The following is a 20,952-nucleotide window of genomic DNA, read 5'->3' as shown; positions in this document are numbered from 1 at the left end:
TGTTTACGCCATCCCCGTCGTCGAAGTGGTCAAGGTCGTCGAGGTCATCTCAGGAGAGACCGAGTTCGTCATCGAGGAGGTCGAAGAGCTCGTCGGCCGTGGCGGCCTGGATGTCCCGCTCTTCGGCGGCGTTGTCCTGTGCACCGTGCGTGTCGTTCCACTTCGCCAGTAGGTCTCGCAGCCGGGCGGTGATGCCCGCGCGTTCGGCGTCGTCGGGGGCGACCGCCGAGAGGATCGATTCGAGCTTGTCGAGTTCCGCGTGGACGGGCTTGCGGGCGGTGTCGCCCCGGCCGAGCTTCTCCCCGATGTACGTGGCGAGCGCCGCGGGTGACGGGTAGTCGAAGATCAGCGTGACGGGCAGCCGCAGCCCGGAGGCGGCGGTCAGCCGGTTGCGCAGGTCGACGGCGGTCAGCGAGTCGAAGCCCAGGTCGAGGAAGCCGCGGGCGGCGTCGACGTCGTCGGCCGTGCCGTGGCCGAGTACGGCGGCCACCTGGGTACGGACCAGGTCCCGCAGTGCCTGGTCCCGTTCGGCGGGCGACAGGCCCGCCAGCCGCTCCTGGAGGGTGCCCGCCGGTTCGGCGGCGGAGCGGGGGCCGGATGCGGTCCGGGGCACGGGAGCGGCGGCCCGGCGCGCGGGGGTGCGTACGAGTCCGCGCAGGAGCGGCGGCAGGGTGCCGTCGGCGGCCTGGGCGCGCAGTACGGCCGGTTCGATCCGCATGGGGACGAGGACGGCGTCGGCCAGGGTCCGGGAGGTGTCGAACAGGGCCAGCCCCTCCTCGGGGGCGAGCGCGCCGACGCCCGAGCGGGCCATCCGGGTCAGGTCGGCCTCGTCGAGGGCGCCCGCCATGCCGTCCGCGGCCGCCCACAGGCCCCAGGCCAGCGAGCTCGCGGCCAGGCCGCGGGCCGCGCGGTGCTGGGCGAGGGCGTCGAGGAAGGCGTTCGCCGCGGCGTAGTTGGCCTGCCCGGCGGCGCCGAAGCAGCCGGCGACGGAGGAGAAGAGCACGAACGCGGAGAGATGGTGGCCCTCGGTGAGCTCGTGCAGGTTCCAGGCCGCGTCGACCTTGGGGCGCAGGACGGTGTCGAGGCGTTCGGGAGTGAGGGAGTCGATGATCCCGTCGTCCAGGACGCCGGCCGTGTGGACGACCGCGGTCAGCGGCCGGTCGGCGGGAACCGCGGCCAGTACGGCGGCCAGCGCGTCCCGGTCGGCCGCGTCGCAGGCCGCCCAGGTGACCGCCGCGCCCAGCCCGGTCAGCTCGCTCGTCAGGTCCGCCGCGCCGGGCGCCGCGTCGCCGCGCCGGCTGAGCAGCAGCAGGTTCCGTACGCCGTGGGCGTCGGCGAGGTGGCGGGCGAAGAGCCTGCCGAGGGTTCCGCTGGCGCCGGTGACGAGGACGGTGCCGGCGGTGTCGATCTCCAGCGGGCCGGTCTCGGTGCGGCCGGTCTCCGGGCGGCCGGTCTCGGCGGCGGTCCGGGCGATGCGGCTGAGGCGGAAGGCGTACGCCTCGCCCGCCCGCAGGGCGAGCTGCGGTTCGTCGCCCGCCAGCGCGGCGGCCAGCGCCCCGAGGGAGGCGTCGGAGCCGTCGGTGTCGGCGAGGACGAACCGGCCGGGGTTCTCCGACTGCGCCGACCGCACCAGGCCCCACACCGGGGCGTGGGCGAGGTCGGTGACGTGTTCGCCCGCTACGGCGGCCACCGCGCCCGAGGTGAGCAGTACCAGCCGGGAGCCGTCGAGGCGTTCCTCGGCCAGCCACTCCTTGACGAGGGCGAGCGCGTGGTGCGCGGCGCCGCGGGCGGCGGGCGCCCCGCCGGCGGAGGCCGCGACGGACAGCGGGACGACCACCACGTCGGGTGCCGGGGCGCCGGAGGCGAGTGCCTGGCGCAGCGCGGTGAGGCCGGGGTGCCGTTCGAGCGGTTCGCCGCCGACTCGGAAGCCGGCGCGCTCCTCGCCCAGTACGGCCCACCGTTCCCCGGCGGGGACCGTGCCGGCGGTGAGGGGCAGCTTGGCCCACTCCACGCCGAACAGGGACTCGTGGTGCGCGGCGCGGTCGCCGCCGAGCTGGGCGGCGGACACCGGGCGCAGGATCAGGGAGTCGACCGAGGCCACCGGGGCGCCGGTGGAGTCGGCGGCGTCCAGGGCCACGCCGCCGGAGGCTCCGGCGGTGATCCGGACCCGGAGGGCGGCCGCGCCGGTCGCGTAGAGGCGTACGCCGGTCCAGGCGAAGGGCAGTCGGGCGCCTTCGGCGGAGTCGTCGGAGGCGGAGCCGGGCACCCCGAGGCCGATGGCCTGCAGGGCGGCGTCGAGGAGCGCGGGGTGCACGCCGTAGGCGTCCGCGTCACTCTCGTACGCCTCGTCGAGCGCGACCTCGGCGAACAGTTCGCCGTCGCGGCGCCAGGCGGCACGCAGCCCCTGGAACACCGGCCCGTATCCGAGGCCGGCCGCCGCCGCTGCCGGGTAGAAGCCGTCGGTGGGGACGGGTTCGGCGCCGGCCGGCGGCCACTGGGCCAGGTCGAAGGCGCGGGCCGGGGCGGCCGGGGCGAGTACGCCCGTGACGTGGCGCGTCCACGGCTCCCCCGCCGGGGCGTCGGCCGGGCGGGAGTGCAGCGTCAGGGTGCGCCGGCCCTCCTCGTCGGCCGCGTCCACAGCCAGCTGGAGCTGTACGGCGCCCTGGTCGCCGAGGGTGAGCGGGGCCTCGATGGCCAGCTCCTCGACGGTGTCGCAGCCGGTCTCCGCGCCGGCCCGCAGGGCCAGTTCGACGAAGGCGGTGCCGGGCAGCAGAACGGTGTCCATGACCGTGTGGTCGGTCAGCCAGGGGTGGGTGGAGAGGGCGAGGCGGCCGGTGAGGACCAGCCCGTCGGAGGCGGGCAGCGGGAGGGTGGCGCCGAGCAGCGGGTGTCCGGCGGTGTCGAGGCCGGCCGCGAGGACGTCCTCGACGGAGACGCCGACGTCGAGCCAGTAGCGCTTGCGCTGGAAGGCGTACGTGGGCAGATCCACATGGCGGGCGCCGGTGCCGGCGAAGTAGGCCGTCCAGTCGACGGTGACGTCGTGCGTGTGGGCCTGGGCGAGGGCGGCGGCGAGGGCCTCGGCCTCGGGGCGGCCCTTGCGCAGCACGGGAACGCAGACGGCGGCCGCGGCGGGCTCGGGAGCCTCGGCGGTGTCGGTCAGGCAGTCCTGGACGAGCGCCGACAGGGTCCCGTCGGGGCCGAGTTCGACGTACGTCGTCACCCCGGCCGCGGCCAGGGCGCGGACGCCGTCGAGGAAGCGGACGCCCTCGCGGACGTGCCGGACCCAGAACTCCGCCGAGCCCATCTCGTCGCTGACGAGGGCGCCGGTCAGGTTGGAGACGACCGGGATGCGGGGGGCGCCGTACACCAGGCCCTCGGCGACCTTGCGGAAGTCGGCGAGCATGGCGTCCATGTGCGGCGAGTGGAAGGCGTGGCTGACGGTGAGCCGCTTGGTCTTGCGGCCCATGGCCTCGAAGACGTCGGCGACGTCGATGGCCGCGTCCTCGTCACCGGCCACGACGACGGCCTGCGGGCCGTTGACCGCGGCGATGCTCACGCCGTCGGTCAGGAACGGCAGGACCTCGTCCTCCGCCGCCTGGACGGCGATCATCACGCCGCCGGCGGGCAGCTCCTGCATCAACCGGCCGCGGGCGGCGACCAGTTCGGCCGCGTCCTGGAGGGAGAGCACACCCGCGACATGGGCGGCGGCGATCTCGCCGATGGAGTGGCCCGACAGGACGTCGGGCCGCACTCCCCACGCGTCCAGCAGCCGGAACAGCGCCACTTCGACCGCGAAGAGGGCGGGCTGGGTGTACGCGGTCCGGTCCAGCAGCGCCGTGTCCGATCCGAACAGCACGTCCTTCAGGGGCAGTTCGAGGTGCCGGTCGAGTTCGGCGCAGATCTCGTCCAGCGCGGCCGCGAAGACGGGGTACGCGTCGTGGAGTTCGCGTCCCATGCCGAGGCGCTGGCTGCCCTGTCCGGTGAACAGGAACGCCACCTGGCCCTCGCGCGCGGCTCCCCGTACGAGTCCGGCAGCGCTCTCGCCGCGGGCCAGTGCGTCCAGGCCGCGCAGCAGGTCCGCGCGGTCCGCCGTGACGAGGGCGGCGCGCTGTTCCAGGGCCGAGCGGGTGGTCGCCAGGGACAGGGCGAGGTCGGCGGGGCGCAGGCCCTCGTCGCCGTGGACGCGGGTGTGGAGCCGGCGGGCCTGGGCGCGCAGCGCGTCCTCGCCGCGGGCCGACAGCACCACGGGCAGGAACGGCGTACGGGTCGCCTCCGGCTCCGGCGCGGCCCCGGGGGCCGGCTGGGGTGCGGGGTCCGGCTGCGGGGCCTGCTCGATGATGGCGTGCGCGTTCGTCCCGCTGATGCCGAAGGAGGAAACGCCCGCGCGGCGCGGGCGGCCGGTGTCGGGCCAGGCCACCTGGTCGGTGAGGAGGGACACCGCGCCCGCCGTCCAGTCCACGTGCGGGGTCGGCTCGTCCACGTGGAGGGTCTTGGGCAGGACGCCGTGGCGCATCGCCATGACCATCTTGATGACACCGGCGACACCGGCGGCGGCCTGCGTGTGTCCGAGGTTCGACTTCACCGAGCCGAGCAGCAGCGGCTGTTCGTCGGTGTGCTCGCGGCCGTAGGTGGCCAGCAGCGCCTGCGCCTCGATCGGGTCACCGAGGGTCGTACCGGTGCCGTGCGCCTCGACGGCATCGACCTCGGCGGCGCTCAGGCGGGCACTGGCGAGGGCCTGGCGGATGACGCGCTGCTGCGAGGGGCCGTTGGGGGCGGTGAGCCCGTTGCTGGCGCCGTCCTGGTTGACGGCGGAGCCGCGGACCACCGCGAGGACCTGGTGGCCGTTGCGGCGGGCGTCGGAGAGCCGCTCCAGCAGGAGCATGCCCGCGCCCTCGCCCCAGCCGGTGCCGTCGGCGGCGGCCGCGAAGGACTTGCAGCGGCCGTCGGCAGCGAGCCCGCGCTGGCGGCTGAACTCGATGAAGGTGCCCGGAGTGAACATCACGGTGACACCGCCCGCCAGGGCGAGGGAGCACTCGCCGTTGCGCAGTGCCTGCGCGGCGAGGTGCAGGGCGACCAGCGAGGAGGAGCAGGCCGTGTCGACGGTGACCGCAGGACCCTCCAGGCCGAACGTGTAGGCGACGCGGCCCGAGACGATGCTGCTGGAGCTGCCCGTGCCGAGGTAGCCCTCGACGCCGTCGGGCACGGCGTGCAGGCGCGCCCCGTAGTCGTGGTACATGACGCCCGCGAAGACGCCGGTACGGCTGCCGCGCACCGAGGACGGGGCGATCCCGGCCCGTTCGAAGACCTCCCAGGTGGTCTCCAGCAGCAGGCGCTGCTGGGGGTCCATGGCGAGGGCCTCGCGCGGGGAGATCCCGAAGAAGGAGGCGTCGAACTCCGCGGCGTCGTGCAGGAAGCCGCCCTCACGGGCGTACGAGGTGCCCGGGTGCTCGGGGTCGGGGTGGTAGAGGGCCTCGGTGTCCCAGCCCCGGTTCTCGGGGAGGCGGGTGACGCCGTCCTCGCCGGCCGTCAGGAGCTGCCAGAGGTCCTCGGGGGTGCGGACGTCACCGGGGTAGCGGCAGCTCATGGCGACGATGGCGATGGGCTCGTCGTCGGCCGCCGCGGTGGCCGCGGGCGTCGCGGACCCGGCGGCGAGGGCGTCGGCGGTGTCCTGGTCCGTGTCGTCGATCAGCTCGCTGCGCAGGTGGCGGGCCAGGACGGTCGGGTCCGGGTAGTCGAAGACGAGGGTGGCGGGCAGGCGCAGGGCGGTGGCCTGGTTCAGCCGGTTGCGGAGCTCCACCGCGGTGAGCGAGTCGAAGCCCAGCTCCTTGAAGGCCCGCCCGGACTCGACGGCGGCGGGGCCGACGTGTCCGAGTACGGCCGCGACCTGCGTACGGACCAGGTCCAGCAGCGCGCGGTCCTGTTCGGCGGCGGACAGCCCGGCCAGGCGGGCCCGCAGCTCCGGCTCGGAACCGGCGGCCGCGGCGGCCACCGACCGGCGGGCGACGCCCCGTACCAGGCCGCGCAGCAGCGGCGCGAGGGTGCCGGCGGCCGCGAGCGGACGCAGCGCGTCGGTGTCCACGCGCATCAGGGCCACGGCGTCGTCGTCGAGGCGGACGGCGGTGTCGAACAGCCCGAGGCCGTCGGCGGCCGTCAGCGGCGGCAGTCCGGCGCGGCGCATGCGGTTGACGTCGGCGGCGTCCAGGGCGCCGGCCATGCCGTCGGCCACGGACCACAGGCCCCAGGCCAGCGCGGACGCCGGGAGGCCCTGGGCGCGGCGGTGCTGGGCCAGGGCGTCCAGGAAGGAGTTGGCGGCGGCGTAGTTGCCCTGGCCGGGGCCGCCGAACACGCCGGAGGTGGAGGAGAAGAGCACGAACGCGGAGAGGTCCAGCTCCCGGGTCAGCTCGTGCAGGTTCCAGGCCGCGTCCACCTTGGGCCGCAGCACCGCCGACAGCCGGTCGGGGGTCAGCGAGGTGAGGATCCCGTCGTCGAGGACGCCGGCGGTGTGGACGACCGCGGTGAGCGGGTGGTCGGCGGGGATCTCCGCGAGCAGGGCGGCGAGGGCGGCCCGGTCGGCCACGTCACAGGCCGCCCAGGTGGCGGTGGCACCCGACTCTGCCAGTTCCCGGGCGAGTTCGGCCGCGCCCGGCGCGTCGGCGCCGCGCCGGCCCACGAGGAGCAGGCGGCGCACCCCGTGCGCGGTGGCCAGGTGCCGGGCGACGAGGCCGCCCAGCGCGCCGGTGGCGCCGGTGATCAGCACCGTGCCGTCGGGGCCGAAGGCCGGGGTGCGGCCGCCGTCCTCCCCGCCGGTCTCGACGCGTGCGAGGCGGGGGACGAGCACGGCGTCCGCGCGCAGGGCGAAGCGCTCCTCGTCGGAGGCGAGCGCGGCGCGCAGGGCGCCGTGGCCGCCGTCCGCGGCGGCGTCGGCGGCGGCGTCGACGAGCGCGAACCTGCCGGGGTTCTCCGTCTGCGCGGACCGCAGCAGGCCCCACACGGTGGCGGCGGCCAGGTCGGTCACGTCCTCGTCCGGGGTCGCGGCCACCGCGCCACGGGTGACGAACACCAGCCGGGCGGCGGCGAACCGGTCGTCCGCGAGCCAGGCCTGGGCGAGGGCGAGCGCGGCGTGCGCGGCGTCGTGCACGGCGGGCGCGGACGGGGCGCCGGGCGCCGGGGCGAGGTGGACGACCACCTCGTCCGGGACGGCCGCTCCCGCGTCGACGGCGGCGGCCAGCGCCGCCAGATCGGCGTAGTGGGCGGCGTAGCGGTCCGGGTCCTGCGGGGCCCCCGCCGAAGCGGCGCCGAGCAGGGCGTACCGGACCGTGGCGGCCGCGTCCGGGGCGGCGGGGCCGCCGAGTTCGGTCCACTGCTGGCGGAACACCGACTCGTGGTACGAGGTGCGCGCGGCGTGCAGCTGGCCGGCGGTCACCGGCCGCAGCCCGAGCGAGCCGACGGCCGCGACGGGGGCGCCGGACGCGTCGGCGATCTCCAGCCGGACGCCCTCGGCTCCGGCCGGGGTGAGGCGGACGCGCAGTGCGCTCGCCCCTCCGGCGTACAGCGACACCCCGGACCAGGCGAAGGGCAGCCGGCCCTGGCCGTCGTCGGCTCCGATGCCGTCCAGCCCGATGGCGTGCAGCGCGGCGTCGAGCAGCGCGGGGTGCAGGCCGAAGCGGCCCGCCTGGTCCTCGGCGCCGTCGGGCAGCGCGACCTCGGCGTACACCGCGCCGTCGAGCTGCCATGCCGTACGCAGGCCGCGGAAGGTGGGGCCGTAGGCGAAGCCGATGGTGTGGAGCGCGTCGTAGCGGCCGTCGAGCGGCAGCTCCGTGGCACCGGCCGGGGGCCAGGCCGTCAGGTCGAAGTCGGCGGCGGGACGGGCCTCTTCGGCCAGGACACCGGCGGCGTGCCGCGTCCAGGGTTCCTCGGCCGCCAGGCCCTCGGCGCGGGAGTGCAGGGCGAACGGCCTGCGGCCGGCCTCGTCGGCGGCGCCTACCCAGACGCGCAGCCGGACGCCGCCGCGCTCGGGCAGGACGAGGGGCGCTTCGAGGGTGAGCTCTTCGAGGTGGTCGCAGCCGAGCTGGTCACCGGCGCGGGTCGCGAGCTCCACGAAGGCCGTGCCGGGCAGCAGGACGCTGCCGAGGATGGCGTGGTCGGCCAGCCAGGGGTGGGTGGACAGGGCGAGGCGCCCGGCGAACACCATGCCGTCCGATTCGGGCAGGGCGACGCCGGCGCTCAGGAGCGGGTGGGCCGTGTCGTCGAGGCCGATCGCCTCGACGTCCCCGAGGTAGAGGGAGGAGACGGCCGGCCAGTAGCGCTGCCGCTGGAAGGGGTAGGTGGGCAGGTCGACGCGCTGGGCGCCGGTGCCGGCGAAGTACGCCGTCCAGTCGACGGTGACGCCGTGGGCGTGGGCCTGGGCGAGGGCCGTGGTGACGGCCTCGGCCTCGGGGCGGCCCTTGCGGAGGGCGGGGACGAAGACGGCGTCCTGCGTGACGCAGTCCTGGGCGAGGGCCGAGAGCACGCCGTCGGGGCCGAGCTCAAGGTAGGTGGTGACTCCGGCGGCTTCCAGGGCGCGGATGCCGTCGAGGAAGCGGACGGCCTCGCGGACGTGGCGGACCCAGAAGTCGGGCGAGCCCATCTCGTCGGTGACGAGGGCACCGGTCAGGTTGGAGACGACCGGGATGCGGGGTCTGTCGTACGTAAGCCCCGCCACGACCTGGCGGAAGTCCTCCAGCATGCCGTCCATGTGCGGCGAGTGGAAGGCGTGGCTGACGGTGAGGCGCTTGCTCTTCCGGTCGGAGAACGCTGCCACGATCGCCGTCGCGGCGTCCTCGTCACCGGCGATGACGACCGACTGAGGGCCGTTGACGGCCGCGATGCTCACGCGGTCCGTCAGCAGCGGCAGGATCTCGTCCTCGGAGGCCTGCACCGCGATCATCACACCGCCGGACGGCAGCGCCTGCATCAGACGCCCACGGGCGGCAACCAGCGCGCAGGCGTCGTCCAGGGACAGCACCCCGGCGACGTGCGCGGCGGCGATCTCACCGATGGAGTGACCGGACAGGAAGTCCGGCTTCACACCCCACGACTCCAGCAGCCGGAACAGCGCCACCTCGACCGCGAACAGCGCCGGCTGGGTGAACTCCGTACGGTCCAGCAGTGCCGCGTCGTCCCCGAACAGCACGTCCCTCAGCGGGAGTTCGAGGTCGATCCGGGCGCAGACCTCGTCCAGGGCATCCGCGAACACCGGGTGGGTCCCGTACAGTTCACGCCCCATTCCGATCCGCTGGCTGCCCTGTCCCGTGAACAGGAACGCGAGCTTGCCCGCGGCGGGTGAGCCCGTCACGAGCCCGGCGGCGTGGTCTCCCCCGGCCAGCGTCTCCAGTCCCGAGAGCAGCGCGGCGCGGTCCGTGGCCACCACGGCGGCGCGGTGCTCGAACGCGGACCGGCCGAGGGCCAGGGAGAGTCCGAGGTCGGCGGGGCGCAGGTCGGGGTGGCTCGTGGCGTGGGCGTGCAGGCGGCGGGCCTGGTCGCGCAGGGCGTCCTGGCTCTTGCCGGAGAGGATCCAGGGCAGCGGGGCGTCGGCCGGGAGCGGCACCGGCGCCTGCGGCGCGGTGTCGGTGGCCTCCGGGGCCTGTTCGATGATCGTGTGGGCGTTGGTGCCGCTGATGCCGAACGAGGAGACACCCGCACGGCGCGGGCGCCCGGTCTCGGGCCACTGCCTCGGTTCGGTCAGCAGGGCGACGTCACCCGCCGTCCAGTCGACGTGCGGGGTGGGCTCGTCCACGTGCAGGGTCGGGGGCAGCACGCCGTGCCGCATGGCGAGGACCATCTTCATCACACCGGCGACACCCGCGGCGGCCTGGGTGTGCCCGAGGTTGGACTTGATGGAGCCGAGCAGCAGCGGCCGGTCCTCGGTGCGGCCCTGCCCGTACGTGGCCAGCAGGGCCTGCGCCTCGATCGGGTCGCCGAGCCGGGTGCCCGTGCCGTGCGCCTCGACCGCGTCCACGTCGGTGGCGGACAGGCCCGCGCTGGCGAGGGCCTGTCGGATCACCCGCTGCTGCGAGGGGCCGTTGGGAGCGGTGAGCCCGTTGCTGGCGCCGTCCTGGTTGACGGCCGAGCCGCGGACCAGGGCCAGCACCGGGTGGCCGTTGCGGCGGGCGTCGGAGAGCCGCTCGACGAGCAGCATGCCGAGGCCCTCGCCCCAGCCGGTGCCGTCGGCTGCGGCGGCGAAGGCCTTGATGCGGCCGTCGGCGGCGAGGCCGCGCTGGCGGCTGAAGTCGATGAAGGAGGCGGGCGTCGACATGACGGTCACACCGCCGGCGAGCGCCATGGTGCACTCGCCCTGCCGCAGTGCCTGGATCGCCCAGTGCAGGGCGACCAGCGACGACGAGCACGCCGTGTCGACGGTGACGGCCGGGCCTTCCAGGCCGAGGACGTAGCTGACGCGGCCGGAGACGACGCTCGCCGCGTTGCCGGTGCCGAGGAATCCCTCGCTGCCGTCGGGGGCGGCGAGGATGACGTCGAGGTAGTCCTGACCGTTGGTGCCGGTGAAGACGCCGATCCGTTCGCCGCGGACGGTGGCGGGGTCGATGCCGGCCCGCTCGAAGGCCTCCCAGGAGGTCTCCAGCAGCAGGCGCTGCTGCGGGTCCATGGCGAGGGCCTCGCGCGGCGAGATCCCGAAGAAGCCGGGGTCGAACTCGGTGGCGTCGGCGAGGAACCCGCCGTCGCGGACGTAGGTGGTGTTCTCGGTGACGGACTCCGGGTCGTAGAGCCCGTCGAGGTCCCAGCCGCGGTCCGTCGGGAAGCCGTCGATCGCGTCGCGGCCGGTCACGAGCAGCTGCCAGAGCTCCTCGGGGGTGCTCACCCCGCCGGGGAAGCGGCAGCTCATGGCGACGATCGCGATGGGGTCGTCGTCGGTGGCGCCACGGGAACCCGGGCCGGCGCCCGTACCCGTGTCGGGGGCCCGGCCGGCGGAGGGCTGTGCGCCGAGGAGTTCGCCCTGGAGGAACACGGCCAGGGAGAGGGAGTTGGGGTAGTCGAAGATCAGGGTCGCGGGCAGGCGCAGCCCGGTCCGGGAGGCGATGAGGTTGCGGATCTCCACGGCGGTCAGGGAGTCGAAGCCGAGGTCCCGGAACGCGATGGCCGGGTCCACGGATCCGGGGCCCGGGTAGCCGAGTACGGCGGCGACCTGGGTACGGACGAACTCCAGGGCGAGCGCGTCGCGTTCGGCCGCCGGGGCCTGGGCGAGCTGCCGGGCGAACGTGTCGGCGCTCTCGGCGCCCGTGTCGGGCGTATCGGCGGCGGCGAGGGCGTGCGCCGCCTCGGGGAGGTCTGCGATCAGCGGGCAGGGGCGTGCGGCGGTGAGGCCGGGCGCCAGGCGGTCCCAGTCGATGTCCGCGACGAGCGAGGCGGTCTCGTCCAGGGTGAGCGCCATGTGCATGGCCGACAGGGCCAGTTCGGGGGACAGGCCCGGGAGTCCGGCGAGGCGCAGGCGCTCGGCGACGAGCTCGTCGGTGGCCATGCCCGCCTCGGCCCAGGCGCCCCAGGAGATCACGGTGGCGGGCAGGCCGTCGGCGCGGCGCTGCTCGGCGAGGGCGTCGAGGGAGGCGTTCGCGGCGGCGTAGTTGGCCTGTCCGGCGGCGCCGAAGGCGGCGGCGAGGGAGGAGAAGAGGACGAACGCGTCGAGGTCCAGGTCGCGGGTCAGCTCGTGCAGGACCTGCGCCGCGTGGGCCTTGGGGCGCATGACGTCCGCCAGGCGCCTCGGCGTCTGCGCGTCGAGGACTCCGTCGTCGAGCACGCCGGCGGCGTGGACGACGGTGGTCAGGGGGAAGGCCGCCGGGACGGTGGCGAGGAGCTCGGCCACGGCGTCGCGGTCGGCCACGTCGCAGGCCGCGAGGGTGACCTGGGTGCCCAGTTCGCGCAGTTCGGCTGCGAGTTCCGGCGCGCCGTCGGCGTCGGGGCCGCGCCGGCTCACCAGCAGCAGGTGCTCGGCGCCGCTACGGGCGAGCCAGCGGGCCACGTGGCGGCCGAGCGCACCGGTGCCGCCGGTGACGAGAGCGGTCCCGGAGGTGGACCACTCGGTGGCGGGGGCCTGCTCCTGGGGGGCCCGGGTCAGCCTGCGGACGAACACGCCGGTGGACCGTACGGCGAGGTGGTCCTCCGTGCCGAGGCTGCCCAGGACGTCGGCGAGCCGGCCCGCGGCGCGCTCGTCGGGGGTCGCGGGCAGGTCGACCAAGCCGCCCCAGCGAGCGGGCAGTTCGAGGGAGGCGGTACGGCCGAGGCCCCAGAGCGGTGCCTGGGCGAGGCCGGTGAGCCGGTCGGAACGCCCCGTGGACACCGCGCCGCGGGTGGCGGCCCACAGGGGGGCGTCCACGTCGGCGTCGCCCAGTGCCTGGACGAGGGCGAGGGTGGCGGCGAGCCCGGCGGGCAGCGCCGCGTCCTCGGGGTGCGGCCGCTCGTCGAAGGCGAGCAGCGAGAGTACGCCGGCGGGGGCGCCGGCCTCCGCTGCGCCGGTGACGGCTTCGGTGATGCTGCGGGCGAGGGCGGCCCGGTCGTCGGCCGTCGCGTCGACGGTCACGCTGCTGACGGTGACACCGCGTGCGGCCAGGATCTGGGCGGCGGCGACGGTCCACGGGGCGTCGGTGTGACCGGCGGGCACCACGAGGAGCCAGTGCCCGGCCGGCGGGGCGGGCGCGGTGTCGGTGAGCGGCTTCCAGGTGACGCGGTAGCGCCAGCCGCCCACGGTGTCGCGGTCGCGGTTGCGGCGGTGCCAGGCGGAGAGCGCGGGCAGCACGCCGCTGAGCGGTTCGTCGCCGTCGACGCCGAGGGTCTCGGCGAGGGCGGCCAGGTCCTCGCTGTCGACGACCTCCCAGAACTTGGCGTCGGTGAGGCCGAGTTCGCGGCCGTCGGCGGGTTCGCTCAGGTCGGTGAAGGGGTCGCGGGGCCAGTAGAGGTCGCGCTGGAAGGCGTACGTCGGCAGCTCGGCGCGGCGCGCGCCGGTCCCGGCGAAGCGGGTGGCCCAGTCCGGGGAGAGCCCGCGGACGTGGGCGCCGGCGACGGCGGCGGTCAGGGACCGCGCTTCGGGGCGGCCGGTGCGCAGCGCGGGCAGGAAGGCGGCGGCGCGGGGGCCGGTAGCGGTCTGGCAGTCCTGGCCGAGGGCGGACAGGACGCCGCCGGGGCCGATCTCGACGTAGGCGGTGACCCCGCGGCTCTCCAGCCAGCGGATGCCGTCGAGGAAGCGGACGGCGTCGCGGACGTGCCGCACCCAGAAGTCGGCGGAACCCATCTCGTCGGTGACGAGGGCGCCGGTCAGGTTGGACACGACCGGGATACGGGGGGCCTCGAACGACAGCCCCTCCACCACCCGGCGGAAGTCCGCCAGCATGCCGTCCATGTGCGGCGAGTGGAACGCGTGGCTGACCGTCAGCCGCTTCGTCTTCCGGTCGGCGAACGACTCCGCGACGGCGACCGCCGCGTCCTCGTCACCGGCGATGACCACCGAGCGCGGGCCGTTGACGGCCGCGATGCTCACGCGGTCGGTGAGCAGCGGCAGGACCTCGTCCTCCGAGGCCTGGACCGCGATCATCACGCCACCGGACGGCAGCGCCTGCATGAGACGGCCGCGGGCCGCGACCAGCGCGCACGCGTCCTCCAAGGACAGGACCCCGGCGACGTGCGCGGCAGCGATCTCACCGATCGAGTGACCGGACAGGAAGTCCGGCTTCAGACCCCAGCTCTCGACGAGCCGGAACAGCGCCACCTCGACCGCGAACAGCGCCGGCTGCGTGTACTCCGTCCGGTCCAGCACAGCCGCGTCGTCCCCGAACAGGACGTCCTTCAGCGGCAGTTCGAGCTGTACGTCGAAGCGCGCGCACACGGCGTCCAAGGCCTGTGCGAACACCGGGTAGGTCTCGTACAGTTCGCGCCCCATGCCGAGGCGCTGGCTGCCCTGTCCCGTGAACAGGAACGCCAGCTTGCCCTCGGTGGCGCTCCCCTCGACCGCGTCGGCCGACTGGCGGCCCTCGGCGAGCGCCGCGAGCCCGGCCAGCAGTTCGTCCCGGTCCTGGGCGACGACCGCCGCACGGCGGTCCAGGGCGGCCCGGGTGAGCGCCTGCGCGCAGGCGACGTCCTCGACACGGAGGCCGGGCCGGGTCGTGAGGTGGGCGTGCAGTGCGGCCGCCTGCGCCCGCAGAGCGGGCTCGGTCTTGCCGGACAGGACGACGGGCAGGACGGGCGGCAGGGCGGCCGGCTCGGCGCCGGGGAGGACGCCGTCGGCGGCATCGGCATCGGCCTGCCGGTCGCCGGTGGCTTCGGCGGGTGCCTCGGCGCCCTCCAGGATGATGTGCGCGTTGGTGCCGCTCATGCCGAACGACGAGACGCCGATCCGGCGCGGCCCGCCGTGCTGCGGCCAGGGGCGCGCCTCGGTGAGCAGCGACACCTCGCCCGCCGACCAGTCGACGTGCGGGGTCGGCTCGCTCACGTGCAGGGTGCGCGGCAGTACGCCGCTGCGCATCGCCATGACGCTCTTGATGACTCCGGCGACGCCTGCGGCGGCCTGCGCGTGGCCGATGTTGGTCTTGAGGGAGCCCAGCCACAGCGGCCGGCCCTCGGGGCGGTCCTGACCGTACGTGGCGATGATGGCCTGCGCCTCGATGGGGTCTCCGAGGCCGGTTCCGGTGCCGTGCGCCTCGACGGCGTCCACGTCGGCGGGCGTGAGCCGGGCGTTGGAGAGCGCCTGGAGGATGACGCGCTGCTGCGAGGGGCCGTTGGGCGCGGTCAGGCCGTTGCTGGCGCCGTCCTGGTTGACGGCCGAGCCGCGGATGACGGCCAGGACGTGGTGGCCCTTGCGTCGGGCGTCGGAGAGCCGCTCCACGAGCAGGACACCGACGCCTTCGGCGAGGCTGAAGCCGTCGGCGTCCGGTGAGAACGCCTTGCAGCGGCCGTCGGTGGCCAGGCCGCGCTGCTTGCTGTAGTCGATGAACGTGCCGGGCGCGGACATCAGGGTGGCGCCGCCGGCGAGGGCGAGCGAGCACTCTCCGTTGCGCAGCGCCTGCACCGCGAGGTGCAGGGCGACGAGCGAGGAGGAGCAGGCGGTGTCGACGGTGACCGCCGGACCTTCGAGGCCGAAGGTGTACGAGAGCCGGCCCGAGGCGACGCTCGCCGCGTTGCCGGTTCCCAGGTAGCCCTCGACGTTCTCGGAGGAGCTCAGCAGGGCCGTCAGGTAGTCGTGGTTGCTCGTGCCGACGAACACGCCGACCTGCTTGCCGCGCATCGAGGTCGGGTCGATGCCCGCGCGCTCGAAGGCCTCCCACGAGGTTTCCAGGAGGAGCCGCTGCTGCGGGTCCATGGCGAGGGCCTCGCGCGGGGAGATCCCGAAGAGCGAGGGGTCGAACCGGGCGAAGTCCTGGACGAAGCCGCCCTGGTTGGCGTAACTGGTGCCCGGGTGCTCAGGGTCGGGGTGGTAGACGGTCTCCATGTCCCAGCCGCGCTCGACCGGGAAGCCGGTGATGGCGTCGACGCCGTCGACGACCAGCTGCCACAGCTCCTCCGGCGAGGTCGCGCCTCCGGGATAGCGGCAGCCCATGCCGACGATGGCGATGGGGTCCTGGTTCCGGGCCTCGATCTCGCGCAGCCGCTGACGCGTCTGCTGCAGATCCGCTGTCGCCAGCTTCAGGTAGTCCCGCAGCGTCTCTTCATTCGCCATTTAACGCAACCACCCATTTGCAGCAGACGGCATCAGAAAACTGAGTGCAGAGCCGAGAATGACATCGGAAATGCGGCCGCTTCACGTTGTCGAGGGAAGCGACTGCTCGGTGGCAGGCTAATTCCGGTTCAATCTCCCCTACAACCCCTAACTGCCCCCTACACACCCCTGGGTGGAGGAGTGCATAGGGGGCAGTTAACCCCCGGTCAATTAATCAGGGGGCGCGGGCCATCTTCACCAATAATCGGCAAGCCGTCAATAACGTCCGAGGCCCTCATTGATGAACGCGAAAAGCTCCTCGTCGCTGGCGTCCTGGAGCTGCTCCGCCTCGTCGCGGGCGGCGTCCGGTGCGCCGGCCTCGCCGTCGGGGCCGATGCCGGTTGCGGGGCCGTCCGCGGCGGTCGTGCCGGAGTGCCGCCCGGCCGGGTCGTCACTGTCGTTCCACTTGGCCAGCAGCGACTGGAGCCGCATCGTCACCCGGGCCCGTACGACGTTGTCGGCGGTGCCGCGTTCGAGTACGGCCTCCAGCTTGTCGAGCTCCTCCAGCAGCGGGGCCCCTCCCGCCACGGCGTCGGGCACGATCCCGGCGCGCAGGAATGCGGCGACGGCGGCGGGGGTGGGGTGGTCGAAGACCAGGCTGGCCGGCAGCTTCAGGCCGCTCACCGCGCCCAGGCGGTTGCGCAGCTCGACGGAGGTGAGGGAGTCGAAGCCCAGCTCCTTGAAGGCCCGCCCGGCCTCGACGGCCGTGAGGTCGGCGTGCCCGAGGACGGCGGCCACGGCCGTACGGACCAGGTCGAGCAGCAGGCGCTCCTGCTCGACGTCGGGCAGCCCGGCGAGCTGCGTGCTGAGCGGCACTCCCCCGGCCAGGTCCTCGGTGGACTCCCGTTCCGCGCTCTCGATGACGCGCCGGGCCTCGGGGAGCTCCAGGAGCAGCGGCCGCGGCCGGTCGGCGGTGAAGGCGAGGGTGAACCGCTTCCAGTCCATGTCGACCAGGGTCAGCGTGGTCTCGTCGCGGTCCAGGGCGTGCCGGAGCGATGCCAGGGTCCGCTCGGGCGCCATCGCGATGATGCCGTGGCGGCGCATCCGGTCGCCCGCCGCGCTGTCGTCCCCGGCCGCGCTGCCCCAGGGGCCCCAGGCGAGGGAGGTGGCGGGCAGCCCGGCGGCGCGCCGGTACTCGGCGAAGGCGTCGAGGAACGCGTTGCCGGGTGCCTGGTTGCCCTGGCCGGGGGCGCCGAAGGTGGCGGCGAAGGAGGAGAAGAGGACGAACGCGGACAGGTCGAGGTCGCGGGTCAGTTCGTGCAGGTGCCGCGTCGCGTCCACCTTGACCCGTAGGACGGCGGCCACCTGCTCGGGCGCGAGCGTCTCGATGACCCCGTCGTCGACGACCGCCGCGGCGTGGATCACCGCGGTGAGCGGCTGGTCGGCGGGGACGGAGGCGAGGAGGTCGGCGAGGGCGTCGCGGTCGCCGACGTCGCAGGCGGCGAGCGTGACCTGGGCGCCGAGCGCGGTCAGTTCGTCGCGCAGCCCGTCCGCGCCGGGCGCGTCGGCCCCGCGACGGCTGGCGAGCAGCAGGTGCTCGGCGCCGTTCTCGGCCAGCCAGCGCGCCACCTGCGCACCGACGACGCCCGTACCACCGGTGACCAGCGTCGTCCCGGCCGGACGCCACTCGCGCACCGCGGGGGTCTCGGCCAGCCGGGCCCGTACGAGACGTCGTACGAAGAGCCCCGAGGCCCGCAGGGCCACCTGGTCCTCGGCGGCGTCCCCGGCGAGGACCCCGGCCAGCCGGTCGAGGGTCCGGTCGTCCACGGCGTGTTCCGTGCCGGGCAGGTCGATCAGGCCGCCCCAACGGCCCCCCTGCTCCATGGAGGCGACGCGGCCGAGGCCCCAGATGAGCGCCTGGTCCGGGTCCGCGATCCGGTCGGTCCGCCCGGCGGCGACCGCGCCGCGGGTGACGCACCACAGCGGCGCGGCCACCTCGGCGTCGCCGAGGGCCTGGGAGAGCGCGAGCCCGGCGGCAAAGGCGCCGTCGTCGCCGAGGGCGAGGAGGGACAGCACCCCGGCGGGGACGGGCGCCCCGTCCGTGGCGGCCTTCAGGGCGGCGGTCAGCGCTTCCCAGCCGGCCGCGTCGGCGGCCACGGTGACGGTACGGACCTCCGCGCCGCGGTCGGCGAGCGTACGAAGGACAGCGGCGGCCGTGTCACCGGCCCCGGCCTCGGGCACGACCACGAGCCAGGATCCCGAGAGCCGGGGCTTGGACGCGGCATCGGCCTGCTGCTTCCACGTGACCCGGTAGCGCCAGCCGTCGACCGTGGACTGCTCACGGCTCTGCCGCCGCCAGGAGGACAGGCCGGGCAGCACCGTGCCCAGCGAATGGACGGCGTCGGGGGTGTCAAAAGCCAGAGCCTCGGCCAGGGCCGTGACGTCCTCGCGTTCGACGGCGTCCCAGAAGCGGGCGTCGATCACGCTCTCCGCGGGCACTTCACCGGCTTCGACCGGCGCGGCCTCGGGCCAGAACCGCTGCGACTGGAAGGCATAGGTCGGCAGGTCCACGCGCTGCGCGCCGGTACCGGCGAAGACGGCGTCCCAGTCGACGGCCACACCACGCACATAGGCCTCGCCGAGGGAGAGCCAGAAACGCTCCAGACCGCCTTCGTTACGGCGCAGGGAACCCAGGATCGCGGCTTCGCGGCCCGCGTCCTCGACGGTCTCCTGCATGCCGACCGTCAACACCGGGTGCGGACTCGACTCGACGAACACACCGAAACCCTGCTCAAGGAGGGTGCGAGTCGCCTGCTCCAGCTCCACCGTCTGACGCAGGTTGCGGAACCAGTAACCGGCATCCAGCTCGGTTCCGTTGACCCACTCCCCGGTGACCGTGGAGAGGAACGGAACCTCCGCCGACTGGGGGACGATCGGAGCGAGGAGGGTGTCGAGCTCCTCGCGGAGCAGCTCCACCTGAGCGGAGTGGGAGGCGTAGTCCACGGCGATCCGCTTGGCACGAACCCCGTCCGCCTCACAGGCAGCAAGAAGCTCCTCCAGCGCCTGGACCTCACCCGACACCACCACCGACGAGGGGCCGTTGACAGCGGCGACGGAGATCCGCTCCTCACCCCACGACGCGATCCGCTCCCGGACCTCCTTCGCCGGCAGCGGCACGGAGACCATGCCGCCCAGCCCCGCCAGCACACGGCCGATGGCCTGACTCCGCAGGGCCACGACCCGGGCCGCGTCCTCGAGGGAGAGGATCCCGGCGACGCAGGCGGCCGCGATCTCGCCCTGCGAGTGCCCGATCACCGCACCCGGACGCACGCCCGCCGCACGCCACACCTCGGCCAGCGACACCATCACCGCGAACAGCGCCGGCTGCACGACATCCACCCGGTCAAGGGAAGGTGCACCCTCGACACCGCGCAGAACGTCGGTCAACGACCAGTCCGTGAACGGCTCCAGCGCCTTCGCGCACTCCCCCACCCGCGCGGCGAACACGGGTGAGGCATCCAGCAGCCCCGCCGCCATGCCCAGCCACTGCGAGCCCTGACCCGGGAACACGAACGCCGTCTTGCCCCCGACCACCGACCCGGTCACCACACTGGTGGCCAGCGAACCCGACGCCACCGCGGCCACACCAGCCACATGATCACCAAAAACGACCGCCCGGTGATCCAGACCCGCACGCGTCGACGCCAACGACCAGCCCACATCCACCGGATCCACACCCGGCACACCCGCCAGCCAACCAGCGAGCCGCTCCGCCTGACCCCGCAACGCCCCCGCACTCTTGCCCGACAGCACCCACGGCACCACCGGCATCCCAGAGCGAACGTCAGTCTCAGCCGCGTCCGCCTCCGCCTCCGGCGCCTGCTCCACGATCACATGCGCGTTCGTCCCACTGAACCCGAACGACGACACACCCGCACGACGCGGGTGCGTCGTCTCGGGCCATGCCGTCTGCTCCGTGAGCAGCGCGACCGTGCCGGACTCCCAGTCCACGTGGGGCGACGGCTCGTCGATGTGGAGGCTCTGCGGGAGCACCCCGTGCCGCATGGCCAGCACCATCTTGATCACACCGGCCACGCCGGCCGCGGCCTGCGTGTGCCCGATGTTCGACTTCACCGACCCCAGCAGCAGCGGCTGCTCGGCCGGGCGGTCCTGCCCGTAGGTCGCCAGCAGCGCCTGCGCCTCGATCGGGTCGCCCAGCGACGTGCCCGTGCCGTGCGCCTCCACCACGTCCACCTGATCGGCGGACAGCCGGGCGTTGGCCAGGGCCTGGCGGATCACGCGCTGCTGCGAGGGACCGTTCGGCGCCGTCAGGCCGTTGCTCGCACCGTCCTGGTTGATCGCGGAGCCCCGGACCACGGCCAGCACCGGACGCCCGTTCTTGCGCGCGTCGGAGAGCCGCTCCAGGAGCAGGACGCCCACGCCCTCCGCCGGGCCGAAGCCGTCGGCTCCCGCCGCGAACGCCTTGCAGCGGCCGTCCGAGGACAGTCCGCGCTGCTTGCTGAACTCCACGAAGAGCCCGGGGGTGGACATCACGTGCACGCCGCCCGCGACGGCCAGCGAGCATTCCCCGGCCCGCAGCGCCTGCGCCGCGAGGTGGAGGGCGACGAGCGAGGCCGAGCAGGCGGTGTCGACGGTGACGGCGGGGCCTTCGAGGCCGAAGGTGTAGGAGAGCCGCCCGGACAGCACGCTGGAGGCGTTGCCGGTGCCGAGGTGGCCGGCGTAGTCCTCGGCCGCCTCCAGGAGCGGGGTGAGGTAGTCCGAGCCGTTCATGCCGACGAACACGCCGCACTGGCTGCCGCGCAACAGGTTCGGGTCGATGCCGGCCCGCTCGAACGCCTCCCAGGAGGTCTCCAGGAGCAGCCGCTGCTGCGGGTCCATCGCCATGGCCTCGCGCGGGGAGATCCCGAAGAACTGGGCGTCGAACGCGGAGGCGGCGCTGAGGAACCCGCCCTCGCGGGTGGTCGAGGTGCCCTGGCCGTCGGGGTCGTCGGAGAAAAGGTGGTCCAGGTCCCAGCCGCGGTCCGTGGGGAATTCGGTGAGGGCGTCGCCGCCGGTGGCCAGCAGGTCCCACAGTTCTTCGGGAGAGCTCACGCCGCCGGGGAAACGGCAACTCATGGCCGTGATGGCGATGGGCTCGTGTGCCTGGCTCTCGATGTCCCGAAGACGTCCGTACGCCTCATCGAGATCCGTCGTGACCTTCTTGAGGTATTCGCGGAGCTTTGCTTCGTTCGCCACTGGCGCTTCACCTATTCGCGTGA

The 20,952-nt window shown here is 74.5% G+C and carries 2 protein-coding genes; both read right to left on the bottom strand.

Translation table 11 applies throughout. The annotated features are described in order from the left end of the window. Positions 1 to 49: 49 nt before the first annotated feature. On the bottom strand, positions 50 to 15,694 hold the full coding sequence (locus JYK04_RS36140; RefSeq protein WP_189748146.1) for a type I polyketide synthase: 15,645 nt from the start codon (positions 15,692 to 15,694) through the stop codon (positions 50 to 52). A gap of 255 nt (positions 15,695 to 15,949) precedes the next feature. After that, entirely contained in the window at positions 15,950 to 20,929 is a 4,980-nt protein-coding gene (locus JYK04_RS36135; RefSeq protein WP_237410241.1) for a type I polyketide synthase, read from the bottom strand. Positions 20,930 to 20,952: the final 23 nt, after the last annotated feature.

It is taken from the genome of Streptomyces nojiriensis (genome assembly GCF_017639205.1).
Classification (GTDB): Bacteria; Actinomycetota; Actinomycetes; order Streptomycetales; family Streptomycetaceae; genus Streptomyces; species Streptomyces nojiriensis.
This window is presented reverse-complemented; position numbering and strand designations above follow the sequence as displayed.